The sequence below is a fragment of the Agaribacterium haliotis genome (assembly GCF_002312815.1).
GTDB lineage: Bacteria > Pseudomonadota > Gammaproteobacteria > Pseudomonadales > Cellvibrionaceae > Agaribacterium > Agaribacterium haliotis.
On record NZ_NKQJ01000018.1, the window covers coordinates 34,299 to 54,453 of the forward strand.

Genomic DNA, 20,155 nt, shown 5'->3' on the forward strand with positions numbered 1-20,155 from the left:
ACGAGCCTGACTGTGCAAAAAAAACACAACACAAGAAAAAATAAAAGCTCGATGATCGTAACATTGGCGCAGAGTTCAGCAGGTCCGATTTACAGGCGCAATACACAAAACAAAGTGCGCCTGTGAATAGCTCTATCTTGGCAAAGAAGCATGCCGGCCGCAATCAACAAAACAAGCGTTTAAATGTTTTTGGCTAAAGTTGCGCAATAGAACATCACAGAGCGATCAATATCTAGACAAGCTAGCCCGAGGCAACTGCCCTAACAAGCGATGTCTAATGCCGTGCGCGGCAAGCTGTGAGTGCGCTCGGCAATGCGCTGGCCAAAATTTCGGCAGTGAGACAAGACGCCCGCACTTGTTGTTGTCCCCGCAGCCAGCGGTGACGATAACAAAGACGAGCCCGTACTGAGGGTAAGGCCGCTTTGACCGCCGCGCTCGCCATAGCGAATATCGTCGGCAACCACCGGGCTAATTGCCCTGTCTGCGCAGCCGACCCAAAGCATCAAGTGGCGCATGGCAAACGATACCAACCAATTCAACACCGCCCGGCCCTCGTCACCAGGGGCATCGCTAAAACTAAAACCCGCAGCCAATTTATTTTGCCAATTGAGATTGAAATCGCCGTGGCGTTGATGGCTGTCGATTGCAAACTTTTCAAACTGCCAGGCAATGCTGCCCAGCGATGTCGACGAAGCAAAAACAATGGCGTCGGAGGCGTCCAAAGTTAACCACTGCTCGGCTGTGATAAGGCCATCTTCACCGATGGCAATTTGTTCAACCTTGGTTGCCTCAAACTCGATCATTGCCTGCACCAGCGCGTCAAGCTGTGCCTGACAAGCTTCACTGAGCACGGCGTCGCCAGCGCTAATATCGCGGGCATGATAAAAGACAAGAGAAATCGTTCTCATCGGGCTCTCCTGAGCAGCTACTCGTTTGAGCAGCACATAGCAGCTAAATAATCGAAAACTTAAGCCTAACTATCTCACTTTTTTAAACACAAAAACTGCGCGGTGAGTCGAATTACAAAAAAAATGAGACAAATGTACTAGGGCCTGTTAACACTAATTAAATACGCTCTGCTGGAGCCTGAGTATTCGACCAGAAAGGCACTTTGAGTGCAGTTTAGCAAGCTAAATAAGCGATAAGTAACGCATCGGGGCGGATATTCAGGCCCAGCCCTTCGGGTTGTGCCCCTCATCCCGCTCTCTGTGTTGTTTGTCGCTTATTTGGAGCAACCAAACTGCGCTCCAAACGCCTAGATAGCAGAATGAGGGGCGCAACAGCGTGCATTTAATTAGTGTTAACAGGCCCTACCCGCAAAAAACGGGGAGTCGGCGCTAAGGCTTAAACACCTGCACCGGAGCTACGCGGCTCGTTTTCTAAGTACTCAAGAATACGGCCGTTCTGGCGCAGGTACTCGACGTAACTTTTGATATAACTCGCATCGGCGCTGACCTGTTGACTGCGCGCTGCGGCGAGGCGACTTTGTAAATCGAGCACAAAAAAGTTATTGCTGCGCCCAACAGCCATTTTTTCCTCTTCGGCGTTTAATGTCAGCTGGGCAAGTTGCACCGAGCGTTTGGCTGCCTCAACTCGTTTCCAATCCTGCCTTAAACGATAGGCGGCGGTATCCAACGTCAACAATATGCGCTGTTCCAACTGTTTGATCTGTAACTGCGCCTGGCGCAGTGCCAATTGCGAGCGCCGAGCCTGAGCCCGGCCCTGCTTGTTAGTCAGCGGTACAGAAAAGTTTAAGCCGACATAGTGGCCCGCTTCGTGTTCACCCCGGTAGGCCTCGTAGGCTTGGTCTAAGCCGCGTTCGGCCGTTTCCGAACTCTGTTGATAACGCATCACTAAGTCGAGCTGGGGCAGGCGATTGCGCTGATCGCGCTTGAGTTCCGTCTGGCGATTTTGTTGCTGTAATTGAGCAATATTAAAATCAGGGCGCAAGGCCAAGGCCTGATCAAAATCAGCCTTGGTATCCACATCTACCTCAATGATTGCAGGCAGCGTTGCAACCTGCACGCGCCCCATAACCGCATCAAGATCACTAAACAGCAGTGCTTTTAAACTATTTTCCTGTAAACGCAAAAGCTGCTCTGCGCGAATAACGGCATCTTCGCGCAGCGCATAGGTCGCATCGGGGCGATATAAATCGCTCTGCGCAACTTTGCCAAGGCGGTGTCGCTCCTGCTCTTGCTCAAGCGTTTGCTTAGCCAAATCACGGTTTTCAATAGCAATATTTAAACCCTGCTGCGCTGCGTACATATCGACGTAAGCCGCAACCACATCTTTAACCAAGCTCATCATGTCATCTTTAAACTGCAGTTGAGCGAGCTTTTGGTTGTTTTGTTGAAGGCGAACATCGCTGTAGGCCGATGCCAGCCACGCGCCTTTTAACAAAGGCTGAATGATTTCAAGCGAGCTGTAATAACCGGAGGCATCGGGCAAAAGTATCTCACCGCTTTCATACGAACGCGCATCGACACCGAGGCGCCACTTTGTGCCCGTTGGCAATAAGCCGCGAAGGCCTGACGCCGCACTTTTTTGCGCACTTGCCGACGGCGCAGAAAATAGTTCACTGCTGGTTTTACCATCGCCCTCGTTATAGCTGCTAAAAAACTCCGCATCGTGCCGGGCTTTAGCGAGTTCTAAATCTTGTTGTGCGTATTCGGGGTTAAATTCCGCAAGTTTAAGCTGGTAGCTCGAACTAAATGCCAAACTAATAGCTTGTTCCAGATCGATTTTAAATATTTGTTGCTGCGAGGTATTCGCCCAGGCGGGCTTAACTGAAAAGGAAAAAACAATAAAAAATACACCCGAGAACAAAAGCACAATAAGGCGCTGTTGAGTGTTAGGGAGTGAGCGCATGAAAGTCTCCAAAGAGCGCGAAGAACCGGGCCAGGCCCGGCTCTAACCAAAAAAAGACAAATCTAAAATAAAACTAGGCGTAAGCACGCAGGGCAATATTGGGTTTAATAGAGGCAGTGCGCAGCGCCGGCACCAATAGCGCCAGGCCCAATACCAAAGTAACCAAAACCAGGGTGCCGGCGTAAACCAAATAAGCATTGACCTCAAAACCACTGTTGACAATGCCATTGGGGCCTGAGCCCAAGGCTTGCTCCATTACTCGCCCGAGCACATCAGAAATCAGCAAACCAAAAAACAGGCCAATACCCAACTGCCAGCGCACCGTTTTTAGAACAAGCATCACCACATTATTTTTATTGGCGCCAAGCGCCATATGGATACCGTACTCGCGCTGGCGCTGTTGCGCCGTAAATGAAGCAATACCGTACAAACCCGCTGCCGCCATTAACAGTGCAACCACGGCAAAGCTGATAATAAAATTCATAATCAGCCTGGCAAACATGTCGTTCTGCTCAATTAATCCGGCGATGGTTTGATACTTGCCAAGCGGCGCCATTTTTGTGCTCTGACTGGCAATAGCCTGGCTAACATCTTGAGCGTAATTTTCTATTCTGCCATCTGCTGTTACCAACACATTCATCACCCGCGATATCCACTGGCGATTGTTTAAATACACACTTAAATACGGCCCGGTTGTACCGCTAGCGCGGGCGTTTTCATAACCCTTAGTTGATATCAGCGCTGGCGTCACCCCGACAACGGTCATCCAGGGAGTCCAGTCGTCTTTGTCGCGATTCTGCGGCTCCCAGGTATTGCCCGGTTGCATTAGGCGCAGGCGCTTGCCGATAGGGTTTTGCCCTGGGAAAAATTCATTGGCAAAATTCTGATTAATCACAACAACCGGGCGGCTGTCGGCATCATCGGTTTTGAGGAAAAATCGCCCCTGAACCGGGCTTTTACCATGTAGTTCAAAATACTGTTCGCTGACAATATTGGAATTAACCGATACTAAATCTTCTTTGCTAAGTGTGGTCTGCCCTTCAATTTCAACGGAGCGAAGATTGGCGGCCAAATTTGCCGTATAAGCGTACGCGACATGACGAATGCCGGGAATCGCGGCGACTTCTCGCTCGACACTGTCGTAGAAGGTCTGCACCGACGCCTCGCTGTCGTAGCCGGCTTCATGCGTGACGTACAGCATATTTTGCAAGATTTTTTCAGGTTGCCACGGCAACTGCCGGTCAAGTGCATCGCTTACAGTCAAACCAAAAAAACTGGCAGTAACAATAAGAATGACCGTTAAACCAATCTGCACCGACATCAAAATATTGCCCGCGCGGCTTGAACTTAAACTACTTGATGTGCGCGAGTTATCTTTTAGCGAATCGTTATTGTAGCGGCCACTTATTTTAATAATCGCCGATAAGCTCGACACCAATACAGCGAGCAGTACAACACAAATACCGAAAACAAATACCTTGATATCGATGTCCATGCTCCACCAGTACGGCAGGAACTCGCCGTACTGTTCATAGAGCAGCCCCCAAATTATTCGCGACGCCCAACTGGCCATCAAAAAGGCAAGAACAAAACCAAAAAACGCAATAAGCAGTGCATCGAGCACCACTTGCATGGAAATTTCTCTGCGACTTGCACCGAGTACTTTGCGCATGCTCAGTTCGAACTGGCGCTTGCTTACCCGGGCCAACAATAAGTTGCTGACGTTGGCACTGGCGATCATCAGTACAAACAGCGAACCAATTAATACCATAAACATCAGCGCGCGCACCTGTTCATTGGCAATAAGCCAGCCGTAAGGGTTAACACTTAAACGCACAAGATCTTTGTTGTGTTCGGGAAACTGCTCGCGCAGATGGCTTGCCATTGTTTCTAAGTCCATGCGCGCCTGATCTTTGCTGACACCTGGTTTTAAGGTGCCGAGCAGCGTGGCTTTAAATTCGTTGTCGCGCCCGTCTTTTTCCCAGCGCCAGTTGTAGGGTTTCCATATTTGCTGCGAAAAGGGAAATGAAAAATTATCGGGCATAACACCGATCACCTGGTGAGGTGTGCCATCGAGCAACAGGGTTTCGCCGATCACATCTTCACTGCCGTCAAACTCCTGTTGCCACACTTTGTAGCCGATCAGCACCATATCTCCAGCGCTTGCTTCTGCATCGGCAAGCACTGGTAAACGCCCCATCAGCGGCTGAACATTTAACATGGAGAAAAAATTTCCGCTGACACGACCTGCCTGATAGCGCACAACTCCGTGATTTGAGCCCGGGTGATAAACCGAATAATTGAGACTGTGAAACGCTGCCAACTCGTTAAAACTGCTGTTGTTGTTAGCAAAATACTCATAGTCGAGGATGTTGACGCCCTCTTGGTTTTGCCCGTTTGGGTTAAAACTCCGAATCCAGTCGACCGCAACAAGTTCTTCGCCGTCGGTAAACTGAGGGTTGTCCCACATAATCATTTTGCTCAGGTTAAACATGGTTAAGGACATAGCCAAACCAATGGATAACACCAGTACAGCAATCAAACTTGTACTTAGGTTTTTAAAAAACAAGCGCAGGGTAAACTGTATATTGCCGAATACATTCATCGCTCCGCCCTCCTATGCGCCAACCATTGCCAGTTCTTGTTCATAACTGGCAACGTGTTCATCGACAACTTTGCCATCGAATAAGTGAATAACCCGGGAAGCAAAACTGTTGTAGCGCTCGTCATGTGTGACCATGCAAATGGTGGCGCCGAGTTCGTGTAATTCGGCGAGCAGGTCCATCGCTTTTTCACCGTTGCGCGAATCGAGGTTTCCGGTCGGCTCGTCGGCCAATAAAATTGCCGGTTTGCCAGCGAGTGCACGCGCAATTGCAACGCGCTGCTGTTGGCCACCGCTGAGCTGATTCGGCAAGTGCTTCATGCGATGGCTCATCTGCACTCGTTCTAACACTTCAGCAACACGCTCGCGGCGCTGCTTTTTTCCAATACCGGCGTAGATCAGCGGCAACTCGACATTTTCCGCAACCGACATATCCGAAATCAGATTAAAGCTTTGGAAAATAAAACCCACCTCGCGATTGCGTATGCGCGTTTGCTCGGCAACGGCCAGTGAACTGACGTCGCGGCCATTGAGTTGGTAAGTGCCGCTATTGGCATCGTCAAGCAGGCCCATAATCGATAACAAAGTAGATTTACCGCAGCCCGAGGGGCCTGCAATCGAGACAAATTCGCCTTTGTTTATCTCAAGGTCTATACCGCTAAGTGCGTGCGTTTCGATATCATCGGTGTGATAAACCTTGGTGATAGCCTGCATTTTGATAACTTGATTTTCCATAATAATTACCTGCGTCGCCTAAGTTGGTATTCATCTGCCAACTGTGTTTATTGTTTGAACTACTTAATTAAGTTTGATTTGCTGGTGCTGTAGCCAGCTGGAGCTGTCGGATAAAATAATTTCATCGCCGGGCTGCAAGCCCTCGACTATTTCAATGCTATTGACGGAACTGCGACCAAAACTTACTTTGACCTGCTCGGCGATATTGCTGCCTTTAACAAAGCGAAAAACCCGGACTTTACTATCGGCACGGGCATAGGCCGGGCGCGAAACAAATGCAACGTCGCTTATGCGCTGCACCTCAATGGTCGCCTCAACACTGGCGTTGGGGCGCAAGCCCGGTGGCAGCGCTTCAATAAAACTAATATCGACTTCAACCGTGCCCGCCTCAACATTGGGGTCAATACGACTGACACTGCCAGCCAGCTTGCCGCCTCGCGTATCCACTTCGGCGTTGAGGCCAAGGCTTAAACGCTTGGCCTGGTGTTCGTCGATACGCACACTGGCTTTTAAACTTTTTGGATTAACGACCTGCGCCAGAGCCTGACCAACACTGACTTGCTGCCCCGCTTTTAATTCAAGTTGTTGCAGCAGACCGCTAAAACCGGCTTTGACCTGCAGCGCGTCAACTTGCTCATTGAGCAGCGCCAAGCGAGCTTGACTCTGTTCAAGCTTGGCCTGCTCGGCTTTCACCTGCGCATCAATGGATTCGGCACTTAGCTGGTAGCGCTGTTTTTCTAGCTTAAGTTCTTCCGCCAGGCGCGCGCTGCGCAGGCTCGAGCGCAAACTGGCCTGCTCACTTTCCAAACCGCGCTCGAACAGTTGTTTATCAATTTGGGCGTCGAGCTCGGCTTGTTTAAACTCGGTTTCAGTGCGACTTAAAGCACTGCGACTGCTGAGCAGCGAGCTTTGCAGCTCGGCTTTGCGCACTAAAAAGTTCGCTTCATCGGTCAGCAGTTGGAGTTCGGCCTGCTGCTGCTGTTGCAGCAACTCGGAGTTACTCAACTCCAGGATCAAGCTTTGTGGCTCTACCTCGGCGCCGGGCAACACGTGAATACGCTCAACCCGACCGGCACTTTGCGCGCTGATCCAACGCACCTCTTCCGGCTCCAGACTGCCCACGCCGTGCAACTCGTGACGCATCTCACCGCGCTCGACTTTGCCGCGAAAAACCAGATCCCTGTCAACTTCGTAGGGCCCGGGTGTGTAAAAAATAAAAAATAAGCCCACAATCAGCGCCGCAGCCAACAGTGCGGCAATTGCCAATCGTTGTTTAAGCTGTTTGCGGCGCCCCAGTTCAGGCCTGTGCACATCCATGCTCCATCCTCATCTTTGCTGCGATGTCGTGGCGACATGCCAACGACCTTAAGCAGAGTATTGAAATAAGCGTGCCAAAACGTAATCACACACTAAACCCTTGTTTTTATTGAGCTTTTACATAAAGAGCCCCTCTAGAACAGCGGCGCAACGAGAGGGCGTCCCATTTTCGAGACGGCGCGCGTATCGTTTTCGAGACGTAGGAGTTAGGCGACAGCGGCGGACGGCTTAGTAAAGCCGAGCTATAAAATGCAGAAATAAAGTACAATGTCAGCGCTACTTTTGGCCGCGACACTGTTGATCGTGACATTGTGAGCTTAATAAGCTCTTGGCGAAGGCAAAAGCCGTGTGCTGATTTCAGCCAGTTTAAAAACGCTAAGAGCTGACTACCACCGGCAGCACCTATATCAGCTAAAAAGAATTACCGTTAAATAAGGAAACAAAAATAATGCTAGCGACAGGACAATTTGACGTAGAACTTAAACCCGCTCAAGACAGCGACTACGACGCCGGCCGCATGTTGATAAACAAAAGTTACAGTGGCCAGCTGCAGGGCAGTGGCAAAGGCCAGATGTTAAGTAAACGCAGCGACAGCGGCAGTGCCGCCTATGTTGCTATCGAAGAGTTTAACGGCAGTGTCGACGGCAAAGTCGGCAGTTTTAGCCTGCTGCACCGCGGCCTGATGAGCAGCGAAAATCAGAGCCTGGACATCGTGATTATTGAAGGTTCGGGCACGGGTGAGCTGCACGGCATTGAAGGTGAGCTGAGCATTGAACAAAAAGCCGGTGAGCACCTTTACCAGCTGAACTACCAGCTTCCCGGCTAATGTAAATAGACTATAAAACAAACGGCGGATAAATAGCGCAGACCGCTAAGAGCGGGGGCTATCTGAGCGGCAGGCGAATACTGGCGAGGCAGCCCGGGCCACTGTCGCTATTTTGCAGTTGTAACTGACCGCCGTGCGCTTCAATAATTTGGCGGGATAACACCAAACCAATTCCGCTGCCTTCACTTTTGGTTGTAAAGTACGGAATAAACAGGTTGTCGGGGTTGTCGATGCCCTGGCCAAAATCTCTTAGAGATATTTCGACACTGTGTGGCTCGCGCCGCCAACTAAGTTCAATAGGCTTGCCACGATCACTGGCTTCAAGCGCATTTTTAATCAAGTTCACCAGCACTTGTTCAAGTTGAGCCGGGTCGGCCTCAAAGCTCAATTCGTTTTCGGTTAAAAGCTGCAGGCCTTTATCTTTATATGTTTCGTACAGGCGCTGCAACAGCGGTCGCAAGGCCATCATCTGTTTTTGAGGCTCGGGCAGGCGCGCAAGTTTGGCGTAAGAGCTGACCATGCGATTTAGATTATCGACACGCTCGTCGATGATTTCTAAGCCTTCACTAAAATCTACTTTCCAATCCGGATAGCTATCTGTGCGTGGCAAGATGCGCGCCATACTACCGGTTGTGGTTTTCATCGGCGTCAGCGCATTATTTATTTCGTGACTTAGAATACGGATCAACTTGCGCCAGGCGTCGAGTTCTTCTTCACGCAAATTGACACCGATATCGGCCAGTAAAATAAACTGATACGGCAGGCCCTGTTGGCGATAGGCACTGTGTTTAACTAACCAGCGGCTTTTATATTTTGGAAAGCCGTGCTCGTGGGCGCTGGTATGCGCGGCTAACTGGGCAAAACTTAAACCTAAGTCATCGACACTTTGGCCGATCAAGCGCGCCTCGGTGAGGCCATAGAGTTTGCAAGCGTAGCGGTTCGCCATAACCAGGTGCTTGTGGTTATCAAACAAAAACACCGCAACATCCACTTCCGCCAGTATGCGCGACAGTAATTTCTGGCTCTCATAAGCGCTGCTGCGACTGGAGCTTAAATAATCGGCAATCGCATTTAATTCTCGCAGAACGACGTTGACAACATCTTTGCTATTATCCACCGCCGAGCGAAGCGAATAATCATCTTCGCGAAACCCCATTAAAATATTCGCCACTGCCTGCCATGGGCGAAATACGCTGAACCAAAATGCTCCGACGGCCAGTGCACTCGGCACCACAACCAAAAGCAGTACAGTCGTTACTTCGAGCCAGTCGTAATTGCCGAGACATAAAAGTGCTGCACAGGCAATAAGTGGTGGACACAGCGCCGCCAGCGCAAGCAACAAGCTGCGGCGTAAACCAACAAAACGCCACAGCTGCCATTGAGTATTATTTATCATGAGAGATCAAAACCGTGCTTTGCGAGTTTGCGGTAAAAAGCGCTGCGGCTAATCCCCAAAGCTTCAGCGGCGTCATCGGGTTTTTTCATATATTTAATTAATGCAGCATCAAGCATTTGATACTCAACCTGGGCCAGGGTCAGGCCGTCCAAACCTGCCGCGCCAGTGGGCGCATTGATATTCACTGCAACGTGACTTAAGCCCAGTACTGACGGCTCGATTTGTGGCCCCGGTGAAAGCAGCGCAGCGCGCTCAATACAGTGTTCAAGCTCACGCACATTGCCCGGCCAGCAATAGGTACATAGCTGTTCTAGCGCCGCGTCACTAAAACGAAGATCGCTGCGCCCGAGCCTTAATTTGGCCTGGCTTAGAAAATAATTCGCCAGCGGAATAATATCCTCACTGCGCTCGGCCAAGCTGGGGATGCGAACCGGCACCGTGCTAATGCGATAGTAGAGATCCTGGCGAAAGCTGCCATCGGCAACGGCCTGTTGCAGATTGGCGTTGGTGGCGCAGATAATTCGCACATCGGCGCTTAGAGTTTTAGAACTGCCGACCCGCTCAAACTCGCCGGTCTCAAGCAGGCGCAATAGCGCCGCTTGCTGTTTTTCACTGATGTTGGCTATTTCATCGAGAAACAAGGTACCGCCATCAGCCAGTTCAAAACGGCCAATGCGCAGGCTTTCGGCGCCGGTAAATGCACCTTTCTCATGCCCGAAAATTTCACTTTCAAAGACACTTTCAGCCAGAGCGCCCATATTCACACTGATAAACGGCCCCGAAGCGCGGGCACTTAGCTCGTGGCAAAGACGCGCCATACGCGTTTTACCGGTGCCGTTTTCCCCGGTGAGCAAGACACCGACATCGGCGCCAGAGATCTGCTCAAAACATTGCACAATGTCTTGCATCGCCGGCGATTCCAACAACAACTTTTTACTCTGGCATTCTCTTAACAGGCGGTTTTCACCCTCGAGCTTTTTTTGCTTAAACAGGGCCCGGCTCAAGGCCAGTTGTGTTTTAACAATGCTGAGCAGCCGCTCGACGTCCCAGGGTTTGACAATAAAATCATTGGCACCGCGCTTCATCGCTTCAACGGCAATATCAACCGAGGCCCAGGCCGTCATCACCACGATGGGCAGCTGCTCATCGTACTTGCGCACCTGCTCAATTAACTTGAGGCCCTCGCCGCCGGAGGTGGTATCGCGTTGATAATTTAAATCGAGCAAAACCAGAGCACAGTCTTGCTGCTCGAGCGCCTTAAGTGCACGCTCGGGCGTATCGACGCTTTTACAGGCCATGCCTTCGCTTTTAAACAACAATTCCGCCGAGCGACGAATATCGGCCTGATCGTCCGCCACCAGTATTTTTATGCCCGCTTGGCTTTCGCTCATAGTCTGACTTCCTTCAGCTGGACGGCCATTATAGGGTCGGCACAGCAAAACTGCTAAAATGCATCAATTTTCCGCGGCGAGCTTCTCCATGCTAATTAATTGGTATCCCGGCCACATGCACAAGGCCCAAAAAGACGTGCGCAAACTGATGCCATCCATCGACATCGTTATCGAAGTTTGCGACGCGCGCCTGCCCTACTCGAGCGCCAACCCTATGCTCGAGCAAATTCGCGGTGACAAGGCCTTTCTTAAAGTACTGAGTAAAAGTGATCTCGCCGATGCCGACGTCACCGAGCAGTGGTTAGCCGAGCTAAAAAAACAGCACAATACCGATGCGCTGGCCATTACCACAGATAACCCATCGCTGGCCAGGAGCATACCCGATCGCATACGTAAAATGCTCAAAGGGCGCAGCGACGACTTTAAAGCAATACGCGCGCTGATACTCGGCATTCCCAATGTCGGTAAAAGTACCCTGATCAATACCCTCGCCGGTAAAAAAGTCGCATCCGTTGGCAATGAGCCGGCAGTGACCAAAGCGCAGCAGAAAATCAAGCTCGCCGAAGACCTTGTACTTATCGACAGCCCCGGCATGACCTGGCCCGGTTCCAAAAATGAGACCGTCAATTACCGCCTGGCCACCAGCGGCGCCATCCGGGATACCGCGATGGAGTACGATGATGTCGGTATGTTTGCCGCCGAGTTTATGGTCAAGCGCTACCCCGAAGCGCTAAAAAAAGCCTATCAACTATCGAGCCTTGAGCCTGAAGCCTGGCAAGTGCTTGAGCAAATCGCGCGCAAGCGCGGTTGCATGCAACGCGGTGGCGCCGATTTTCAGCGAGTCGGGGAGCTATTGGTTCGCGAATTGCGCGCAGGTAAACTCGGTCGCCTCAGCCTCGAACGCCCGGGGCCCGACTGTGAGCACGCCAAGGTCGGTTAAGAGCCGTGCCCGCAACAACAAAACAAAATAAACAGAAGGGAAAAACAGTGACTCACAGCGTTGAATTTAAGGTTCGCGACTACGAACTCGATATGCAAGGCGTCGTCAACAACGGTGTTTACAGCAACTATTTTGAACACGCCCGCCACGAGTATTTGCTCGATAAAAACGTCGACTTTGCCGAGCTGGCCAGGCAGGGCATCAATTTAGTAGTCAGCCGCATCGAGATTGACTACCGCAAAGCACTGACCAGCGGCCAAGTTTTCCAGGTTGAAACCTGTGCGGCTCAGGTATCCAAGCTCAAGTTCCAATTTGAGCAACGCTTGCTCAATCAAGATGCCGAGCTCTGTGCCAAAGCGGTGGTCACCGGGGTTGCAGTAAATGCTAAAAGCGGCCGGCCGATGCGCTTAGAGGGCCTCGAGCAAATATTCACTCAGGCTTGATATCGCCGCCGGTGGCGTTAATCTTCGCCAAGATCAGCGCAGGTGGCACATTTAACATCTAAACTTAAGGCCGACTTCCTACGTTGGCCAAACTATGCACTTGAGCTTCCCGAACTGGGCAGTGTCTATGCTGATCCTTGTCTTGGCATGTGCCAATACTGCGGCCGAGACCATTAGCATAGGCATGCAATTGCTGCGCGGCGAGCAGCGAAGCGAGGCCAACAAACAGCTGGCCAAGTTTCAAGCCGCCCACCCAGATATCGAACTGAAATTGCAGCTTTTGAGCCCACAGGCTTATGCCAGCGGTGTACACCTCTGGCTGACGCAGTCTCACGGCCCGGATGTGATGCTTTGGTTTGGCGGCGAGCGCCTAAATCACTATGTCGAGGCTGGGCTGATTGCCAACCTGAGTGAGTTTTGGCAGCAGCACCAGCTCGACCAAGCCTTCGCGGAGACCATTAAGGCAAGCGTTACCCGCCGCGGCAGTATTTGGGCCATTCCTTACTCCTATTCAAATTACCAGCTCTACTATTTTCCCGAGCAGCTACACAAGCTCGGTATTGAGCGGCCGCGCGATTGGAAGCAGTTGTTACAAAGCTGCGAAAAACTCAGTCAGCAAGGTGCAAATATGTTTGCGCTGGGCATGCAAACCGCGTGGTCTGTGCACGGCTGGTTTGACCTGCTCAACTTGAGAATAAACGGTTTGCATGAGCACAAGGCCCTGTTAAGTGGCCGCTTGAGTTATGAATCCGATAACATCAAAGCGGTTTTCTCACATTGGAAAACACTGCTGGACGCCAATTGTTTTAACAACAACTACGCTTCCTTAAGTAATATTGAAGCCTTTCCGCGTTTGTTCCGCGGCCTTTCAGCAATGATGTTATTAGACTTTGTACCGGCGCAGGGCATTCCCGAAAACAAACGCCGGCAAGTTCGCTCGAGTAACTTCCCTGTTATCAATACAGAGTTGGCCAACTATACGGTAAACCCTGTTAATGTTTTTATTGTTCCGGCCTACCGCAAAGTGGATAAAAACTTAGAAAAAGTTCTGAAATTTATCGCTGGTGCTGAATTCCAGTATGCGCTGAACACGCCAATAGACCGTCCTCCTGCACGAAGTGATCACAACTACCCCTTGCAACCGCGCGCAGCAAAACTAGAACGAGCGCTGCAGCAAAGCCCCGGCGGCATCCAATATTTTGATCGCGACACCGATATTCACTTTGCGGAAAAAAGCCCGGCGATATTTATCAGCTTTCTCTCCCACAGGGACGTAGATCGGGTCTGCGCCGAGCTTGAAGCCCTGCGCCAGCAAGTGTTTTTCAAGCCCGAGCGGACAACAACGCTTGCGCCAGCTCCTAGGTAGAATGTCTCAAGCTTTGCGCTAGCAGCTAAACGACAAAAAATAGAAGGAAAACTGGCGCCAAAAACCGCAAATTCTGACCCAGGTCAAGGTTGATGCTACGGCTACAAACTAGGCTTAAACTACCGTCAATATCAAAGAGGTAGTCGTTATGAATAGCCCCAGTAGAGCTCAACAGACTCCGACGGAAACAGAAACCCTTGTGGCCTTAAGTGTACTGTGCGGCGAACAAGTGCAAGTTCTTCCCGAACATCTAGAGTACTTTCAAACCAGCGAAAAGAACCGTGCAGACTCCGGTCAGGTCGAGCTTACGTACCAGCTTGCTTTAAAAAACACCGTTCATTTGCAGTAATAACCTCGCGCACCTTGGCTGCTGTCAACAAGTTCGCCAAGGCTGGCGCAATAGGCGCACACAGGATTAGTTGCGTCACTTGAAGTGGCTGTTAGCGCAACGGCAAGCATGTGCCGTTTGCCTGGGTATTGCATCGCGTTTATATAGCCCCACAGCCGTAAAGATACAAAACGCGCCACTTCTTGCAGTACTGTCTCTCGTGATCAATTCACTGACGCCAGCGGCTAAGAATCTTGCCTCCCTACTCAGTAAAGTTAAATCGTAGCCCAAGCAATGAGCTCCATTTTGAACTTGGGATGTTCTAAACAAATGAGTAAGGAGTTGGATATGTTAGTTTTAACTCGTAAACGCGGTGAAGTATTAATGGTTGGTGACGATGTAGTTATCACCTTTTTGGAATCACGTGGCAACCAAGTCAAAGTGGGTATCGAAGCCCCAAGAGACATTGCTATCCACAGAAAAGAGATCTACGATCGAATCCAAGCTGAAAAAGCTGCAAAGAAGATTGATGATGAACTGCCTCTAGAAAACGCAGTCTCTCACTGAACTTTGCGAAAATAAATCGCATATTAATGCGGCATAAAAAAAGGGCCAAATCTGGCCCTTTTTTTATGCATCTACCTTCGTAAAAATTCAGCAAATAAACTTAAGACTGATTGCTCTGTTGTTCGGGCTCACTTTTCGATTCGCGCCAGCGTTCAAATACGACGTATAACACCGGAACAATCAACAAGCTTAATATGGTCGACAACAACATCCCGCCGAATACGGCAGTACCGAGAGAGTGGCGACTACCCGCTCCAGCGCCCGTCGCTACAACCAACGGCGCAACACCTAAGATAAATGCGAAGGCTGTCATTAATATCGGGCGCAAGCGTGTTTTACAAGCGTAGAGCACAGCCTCAACCGAGTTTTTACCTTCAGCTACTTTATCGTTGGCAAACTGTACAATTAAAATTGCGTTTTTAGCCGCAAGGCCGATCAGCATAATCAGTGCAATTTGACAGTACACATCGTTTTGTAAACCTCTTAACCATTGAAAGCTCAATGCACCAAACATAGCCAACGGTACTGAAAGTAAAATAACTGCCGGCAAAATCCAGCTCTCATACAAAGCAGCGATAATCAAAAAAACTAAAATTAACGCAAGGCCAAAAATAAGCGGGGCAGTATTGCCGGCTTTTTCCTGTTGATAGGCAACCCCCGTCCACTCATAACCAAAACCAGATGGAAGCATTTTTTCCGACAGTTTTTCAATAATAAACATTGCCTGGCCGCTGCTGTGACCGGGCGCTGGCGCTCCCATTACGTGTGCGGCGTTAAACAGGTTGTAGCGCGTAACGATATTAGCCGCCGCTTGACGCTCTATCTGAACGAACTCAGAAAGCGGGATCATTTCATGCTGGTAGTTGCGAACATAGAGCCGGCCGATGTCTTCCTCACTCGAGCGCTGATCTTGTTTGGCTTGTATGTAAACTTTGTAAGTTTGATTGTATTTATTAAAGTCGTTGATATACATCGAGCCCAGGTTTGCCTGCATAGTCTGATAAATATCAGATAGGGCAACGCCCTTTTGCATGGCTTTTTTTGCATCGATGTCGACATACAAGCGCGGCGAATCGACTTGGAAGGTTGAGAACATCGGGCTTAGCTGACTGATATGCTGTTTCGCATAACCGATCATCGCCCAAGTGGTACCCCATAAAGCCTGCTCTCCTGCCCCGGCTCTGTCTTCTACCACAAACTCAAAACCACCTGTCGATGACAGCCCCTGAATTGGCGGCGCATTAAATGGAAGAGCCAAACCACCTTCGACATCGCTAAGTAAAACACGCAACTTTTTAATAATATTATCGGCGCTGCTGTCACTATTGCGCTGGTCATAGTCTTCAAGCAAAACAAAGATGGTGCCGGCATTGTAAATAGAGGAGCCTGTTAATAAATCAAAGCCAGTGATCTCCGCTGTATGCTCGACGCCGTCGACACTACGAATTATTTCCGCTACGCCGTCGACAATTTGCTGAGCTCTATCAAGCGCCGTGCCGGAGGGCATCTGCACGCTGACAACAACATAACCCTCATCTTCCTCCGGTACAAAACCCGTTGGCACCCAAAAAAACATAAAGGCTGTCACTGCAGAAATAACTGCAAGAACACTAAGTGCAAGGCGCCGCCGTTTGAGCGATACCTTAACGGCTTTCATGTAGCGCTCAGTCAGTGCATCAAAGCGTTTGTTAAACGCCTTCGCCCACGACGCTGTTGGCGCCTCTGATCCCTGCTTAAGTATTTTGGCAGACATGGACGGCGCAAAGCTCATTGCCACAATCCACGATAGGGCGAGTGAACAAGCAATCGTTAAAGCAAATTGCTGATAGAGCTGGCCAGTTAAGCCCGGCATAAACGCCGCTGGAATAAACACCGCCATCATCACCAAAGTGGAAGCCGTCACGGGGCCAAACACTTCCCCCATCGACTTTAACGCAGCATCTTTTGCACTCATGCCTTCGTCTTCCATCAAGCGGCTGATGTTTTCAACAACAACGATGGCATCGTCAACCACCAAGCCAATTGCCAAAACTAAACCAAAGAGTGTCAGTAAGTTGATTGAGAAACCCATCGCCGCAATCAATGCAAATGTTCCTACAATGGATACAGGAATGGCGATAACAGGGATTAACGTGACGCGCCAACTTTGCAGAAAGACAAACACCACAACAATAACCAGGGCCAAAGCAATAAGCAGTGTCCACACAACTTCAGATACTGCTTCGCGGACAAAATCGGTGGTATCAAATGGTAACTGGTAATCTACCCCGGATGGAAAATCGCGCTTTAATTCCTCCATTGCCGCGCTTACCCGTTCGGCAACCTTCAGAGAGTTCGCATCGGGCAGTTGATAGACCCCCAAGCCCACCGTCGATGTTGCGTCAAACTTGTTGCTGGTCATGTAGTTTTCTGCACCGAGCTCGAGCTGGGCGAGATCTTTCAGGTAAATTAGCGAGCCGTCATCATTCGTACGCACGATAATTTGTTCAAACTCTTCAACGGAGCTCAAGCGACCTTTCGCCTGGACAACGTAATCCATAACTTGTTTGCCACCACTTGGCGGCATGCCTATCGATCCAACCGGCGCAATAACATTTTGCGCCTGAATTGCGGCGCTAACATCTGCGCTGGTAATGCCATAACCGGCCATGGTCTCGACATCCAGCCAAATACGCATCGCGTAAGTGCGCTCGCCAAAGATGGTAACGGAGCCAACCCCTGGTACACGCTTCAAACTATCAACAACATAGATGGATGCGTAGTTACTAATAAACTGCAGGTCTCGGCTGTTGTCCGGCGATATCATCGTCAACATCAACACCATTTCCGAACTCTTTTTCTTGATGTCGATGCCGTAATCAATCACCTGAGAAGGCAAACTGGACTGGGCCATAGCAACACGATTTTGTACATCCACCGCCGCAATATCTAAGTCGTAGCCGATCTCGAACGTCACTGTAATCGTGCTGACCCCATTATCGGTACTTGTCGATGAAATACTGATCATGCCCTCAACACCGTTAATCTGTTCTTCAATCGGCGTTGTAACAGTTTGCGCAACGGTTTGTGCGTTGGCACCTCGGTAAGTGGCGACCACTTGCACCGTAGGCGGAGCGATCTCTGGGTATTGGGCGATAGGCAGGGTTGGAATACTGATAACACCAGCCAATACAATAACGATGGAAATGACCGAGCAAAAAATAGGTCGATTAATAATAAACTGGCTAAACATTTACTGACGCTCTCCGTGAGTCATTTACAGCAAAATACAAACTAGGTGCCCACAACCACTAAGAGCTGGCGGCTGTTTCTGGGCTCGCGGATGCTGAGGGGCTTGGACTGATAAGCGGGCTTGGGCTTGGGCTTGGGCTTGGGCTTGGCAGCGCAAGTACAGTAGCGGGCTTCGGCAATGTATGTGTTTGATCTGCTTTGGGCGCAACGGTAATACCTTCGCGCATAAGCATTAAATGCCCGGCTACAATTTTATCGCTCGCGCTCAAGCCTTTACTGATAACCTGCCAGCCATCTATTTTTGCACCTGGCTGAACTTCTTTGCGCTGCAGTTTATTGTCTTTATCGATGGTGAAAACGTAGGTTCCTTCAAGGTCTTGCTTCAATACATATTCGGGAATCAACAACGCATCTTTCTGGCTGCCGACCTGCAGATCAACGGTGCCAAATTGCCCGGGAAATAAGCGCTTGTCGGGGTTGGCTATGCTCGCACGCATTTGAATTGTTCCGGTGCTCGACGATACCTGGTTATCGATGAAATCTAGCGCTCCGATAAAACTTAAGTTTTCTTTGCCTTTTAAACGAAAGCGAACAGGCAAGCCGCCTTGTTCAGCCCTGGCTTTCATTACCGCTTGTAATTCCGTCGATGCGACGCTGAAATAGAGGTATATCGGGTCAAGCTGCACCATCGACGTCAACACCGTTTTTTTATCGGTTCCGACAAGGTCGCCAACATCGTACAAAGTGCGACTAATACGACCACTAAATGGCGCGGCGATATGGGTATAACTTAGGTTTTTACTCGCCTCTGTTAGCTGGGCTTGCGCCTTTAGCATGCGCCCTTTGGTCTGCTCCATATGCAGACGCTCATTGTCTACTTGTTCTTTTGAAACCGCATTCGTCTTTAACAGGCGCTCATAGCGCGACAGCTCCAGTTGAGCCTGCTCCAGATCTGCCGTTGCAATATTGACTTCGGCTCTCGCCTGCTCGACCTCTGCCTGATTGGTGGTAAATTCAATGGTATAAAGTGGCTGGCCTTGCTCAACATCCTGACCATCGATAAATAATATTTCTTCGACATAACCTGGAGTGCGGGCGGTAATATCGACATCGAGCGTTGCAGATGTATTCGCTGCGTAATGGAGAAATGCCGGTACTGTCAGCTTTTGCGGCTGAATAAACGGCGCTTGCTGTGGAGGCAAACTTGAAGGGTGTTTGTTACAAGCGCTAATTGTACTAAGAAGCAAAGCTGCAAATCCCCAAGCAAGAGTATGGGGGAAAGTTTGCACAAGACGTCGACGCATGATTTTCATTCCTTTGGCAAGCGAGAAGGCTAGGTTAGCAGAAAGCAAGCAAAAAATATGCGTTGATTACAACATGCACGCATGCACTTGATGCAAATTAGCTAATGATAAAAGCGACCAAATCACACTTAACCATTAAATTAAAGTGCAAGAAAATTTCAATACAGGAACTAAAGCAAGTAATAAACATCAAATTACTGACGCGATAGGCCACGCTGTATGCGTTTGGCCCATTACGGCTAACACCTCCCCAAGTAGCAAATAGCGATACGCAACAGAAAAACTTGGGATAGTTTTCCTCAGTAATGAAAGGAGTTGTATATGTTGGTACTAACTCGTAAAAAAGGTGAAATATTGATGGTCGGTGACGACGTAGTCATCACTTTCTTAGAGTCGCGCGGCAACCAAGTTAAAGTAGGCATTGAGGCGCCAAGAAATATCGCCATACATCGCAAAGAAATCTACGACCGAATAAAGGCAGAAAAGGATGCCAGCTCAAGAGCAAACACTTTCCATACACACATATCGCATTAACACTGAAATTAGCCTGCAGTTTTCTAAATCATAAATAATCATCAAGCCTTAAGTCAGTCAGCGCTGGCTCAAGGCTCAGCTGATCCCGACGCATTTCCCCTCCTGCCGCTCCTTCAGAGCAGGGATACTTAGCATCTCCCTGGATACACATTACGCCCTAAGATAGTGAAAAATTGTAGTTCGCCCCCTAATAAAAAAGCCCTGACCGCAATAGCGATCAGGGCTTTCGACAAGCAGACATAAAAAAAGGCCCATCCTTTCGGATGAGCCTTTTTGAATAAGAGCCTGACGATGACCTACTCTC

16 protein-coding genes are annotated in these 20,155 nt (G+C 49.7%); 7 read left to right on the plus strand and 9 right to left on the minus strand.

The window, feature by feature from the left end:
- Positions 1-260: 260 nt before the first annotated feature.
- From CFK45_RS17220 to CFK45_RS17240, 5 genes are all read right to left on the minus strand, one after another.
- Positions 261-908 (minus strand): flavodoxin family protein, encoded by a 648-nt coding sequence (locus tag CFK45_RS17220; protein ID WP_096087688.1) that lies wholly within the window; start codon positions 906-908, stop codon positions 261-263.
- Positions 909-1,344: 436 nt separating this feature from the next.
- Positions 1,345-2,871 carry a TolC family protein gene (locus CFK45_RS17225; RefSeq protein ID WP_096087689.1) on the minus strand — a complete coding sequence of 509 codons (1,527 nt, stop codon included), beginning with the start codon at positions 2,869-2,871 and terminating at the stop codon, positions 1,345-1,347.
- A 73-nt stretch (positions 2,872-2,944) separates the two neighbouring features.
- Positions 2,945-5,476, minus strand: a complete 2,532-nt coding sequence (locus tag CFK45_RS17230; RefSeq protein WP_096087690.1) for an ABC transporter permease — start codon at positions 5,474-5,476, stop codon at positions 2,945-2,947.
- A 12-nt stretch (positions 5,477-5,488) separates the two neighbouring features.
- Positions 5,489-6,208, minus strand: a complete 720-nt coding sequence (locus CFK45_RS17235) for an ABC transporter ATP-binding protein (RefSeq protein ID WP_096087691.1) — start codon at positions 6,206-6,208, stop codon at positions 5,489-5,491.
- Positions 6,209-6,271: 63 nt separating this feature from the next.
- Positions 6,272-7,525 carry an efflux RND transporter periplasmic adaptor subunit gene (locus CFK45_RS17240; RefSeq protein WP_096087692.1) on the minus strand — a complete coding sequence of 418 codons (1,254 nt, stop codon included), beginning with the start codon at positions 7,523-7,525 and terminating at the stop codon, positions 6,272-6,274.
- A 448-nt stretch (positions 7,526-7,973) separates the two neighbouring features.
- Between CFK45_RS17240 and CFK45_RS17245 the strand changes: the two genes are divergently transcribed.
- Positions 7,974-8,351, plus strand: coding sequence for a DUF3224 domain-containing protein (locus CFK45_RS17245; RefSeq protein WP_096087693.1), 378 nt, complete (start codon positions 7,974-7,976; stop codon positions 8,349-8,351).
- 58 nt (positions 8,352-8,409) lie between these two features.
- Here the strand turns inward: CFK45_RS17245 and CFK45_RS17250 are convergent, their stop codons facing one another.
- Both CFK45_RS17250 and CFK45_RS17255 read right to left on the minus strand, forming a co-directional pair.
- Positions 8,410-9,747: a sensor histidine kinase gene (locus CFK45_RS17250; protein ID WP_096087694.1), complete on the minus strand. Its 1,338-nt coding sequence runs from the start codon at positions 9,745-9,747 to the stop codon at positions 8,410-8,412.
- Entirely contained in the window at positions 9,744-11,138 is a 1,395-nt protein-coding gene (locus CFK45_RS17255; RefSeq protein WP_096087695.1) for a sigma-54-dependent transcriptional regulator, read from the minus strand. The genes CFK45_RS17250 and CFK45_RS17255 overlap by 4 nt, the downstream gene beginning before the upstream one ends.
- A gap of 58 nt (positions 11,139-11,196) precedes the next feature.
- Here CFK45_RS17255 and ylqF point away from each other — a divergent pair, with 58 nt between their 5' ends.
- The 5 genes from ylqF (at position 11,197) to csrA (CFK45_RS17280) (ending at position 14,782) form a co-directional block, all read left to right on the plus strand.
- Positions 11,197-12,078 carry a ribosome biogenesis GTPase YlqF gene (ylqF, locus tag CFK45_RS17260; RefSeq protein WP_239923741.1) on the plus strand — a complete coding sequence of 294 codons (882 nt, stop codon included), beginning with the start codon at positions 11,197-11,199 and terminating at the stop codon, positions 12,076-12,078.
- Between the two features lie 47 nt (positions 12,079-12,125).
- Positions 12,126-12,521, plus strand: coding sequence for an acyl-CoA thioesterase (locus CFK45_RS17265; RefSeq protein WP_096087705.1), 396 nt, complete (start codon positions 12,126-12,128; stop codon positions 12,519-12,521).
- 127 nt (positions 12,522-12,648) lie between these two features.
- On the plus strand, positions 12,649-13,887 hold the full coding sequence (locus CFK45_RS17270) for an ABC transporter substrate-binding protein (protein ID WP_158224747.1): 1,239 nt from the start codon (positions 12,649-12,651) through the stop codon (positions 13,885-13,887).
- Positions 13,888-14,035: 148 nt separating this feature from the next.
- Complete coding sequence (locus CFK45_RS18400) at positions 14,036-14,236, plus strand: hypothetical protein (protein ID WP_143247633.1); 201 nt, start codon at positions 14,036-14,038, stop codon at positions 14,234-14,236.
- A gap of 327 nt (positions 14,237-14,563) precedes the next feature.
- A complete protein-coding gene (gene csrA, locus CFK45_RS17280; RefSeq protein WP_096087706.1) occupies positions 14,564-14,782 on the plus strand; it encodes a carbon storage regulator CsrA in 219 nt (72 codons plus the stop codon).
- A 100-nt stretch (positions 14,783-14,882) separates the two neighbouring features.
- On the opposite strand, the gene CFK45_RS17285 is transcribed toward csrA (CFK45_RS17280), so the two are convergent.
- Entirely contained in the window at positions 14,883-18,014 is a 3,132-nt protein-coding gene (locus CFK45_RS17285) for an efflux RND transporter permease subunit (RefSeq protein ID WP_096087699.1), read from the minus strand.
- Between the two features lie 58 nt (positions 18,015-18,072).
- Positions 18,073-19,215, minus strand: coding sequence for an efflux RND transporter periplasmic adaptor subunit (locus CFK45_RS17290; protein ID WP_158224748.1), 1,143 nt, complete (start codon positions 19,213-19,215; stop codon positions 18,073-18,075).
- 423 nt (positions 19,216-19,638) lie between these two features.
- Here CFK45_RS17290 and csrA (CFK45_RS17295) point away from each other — a divergent pair, with 423 nt between their 5' ends.
- Positions 19,639-19,851, plus strand: a complete 213-nt coding sequence (csrA, locus tag CFK45_RS17295) for a carbon storage regulator CsrA (RefSeq protein ID WP_096087701.1) — start codon at positions 19,639-19,641, stop codon at positions 19,849-19,851.
- Positions 19,852-20,155 lie beyond the last annotated feature (304 nt).

Coding starts and splice junctions, on each gene's coding strand:
- CFK45_RS17220 (WP_096087688.1), bottom strand. CDS start 908: ATGAGAACGATTTCTCTTGTCTTTTATCATGCCCGCGATATTAGCGCT.
- CFK45_RS17225 (WP_096087689.1), bottom strand. CDS start 2,871: ATGCGCTCACTCCCTAACACTCAACAGCGCCTTATTGTGCTTTTGTTC.
- CFK45_RS17230 (WP_096087690.1), bottom strand. CDS start 5,476: ATGAATGTATTCGGCAATATACAGTTTACCCTGCGCTTGTTTTTTAAA.
- CFK45_RS17235 (WP_096087691.1), bottom strand. CDS start 6,208: ATGGAAAATCAAGTTATCAAAATGCAGGCTATCACCAAGGTTTATCAC.
- CFK45_RS17240 (WP_096087692.1), bottom strand. CDS start 7,525: ATGGATGTGCACAGGCCTGAACTGGGGCGCCGCAAACAGCTTAAACAA.
- CFK45_RS17245 (WP_096087693.1), top strand. CDS start 7,974: ATGCTAGCGACAGGACAATTTGACGTAGAACTTAAACCCGCTCAAGAC.
- CFK45_RS17250 (WP_096087694.1), bottom strand. CDS start 9,747: ATGATAAATAATACTCAATGGCAGCTGTGGCGTTTTGTTGGTTTACGC.
- CFK45_RS17255 (WP_096087695.1), bottom strand. CDS start 11,138: ATGAGCGAAAGCCAAGCGGGCATAAAAATACTGGTGGCGGACGATCAG.
- ylqF (WP_239923741.1), top strand. CDS start 11,197: ATGCATCAATTTTCCGCGGCGAGCTTCTCCATGCTAATTAATTGGTAT.
- CFK45_RS17270 (WP_158224747.1), top strand. CDS start 12,649: ATGCTGATCCTTGTCTTGGCATGTGCCAATACTGCGGCCGAGACCATT.
- CFK45_RS18400 (WP_143247633.1), top strand. CDS start 14,036: ATGAATAGCCCCAGTAGAGCTCAACAGACTCCGACGGAAACAGAAACC.
- csrA (WP_096087706.1), top strand. CDS start 14,564: ATGTTAGTTTTAACTCGTAAACGCGGTGAAGTATTAATGGTTGGTGAC.
- CFK45_RS17285 (WP_096087699.1), bottom strand. CDS start 18,014: ATGTTTAGCCAGTTTATTATTAATCGACCTATTTTTTGCTCGGTCATT.
- csrA (WP_096087701.1), top strand. CDS start 19,639: ATGTTGGTACTAACTCGTAAAAAAGGTGAAATATTGATGGTCGGTGAC.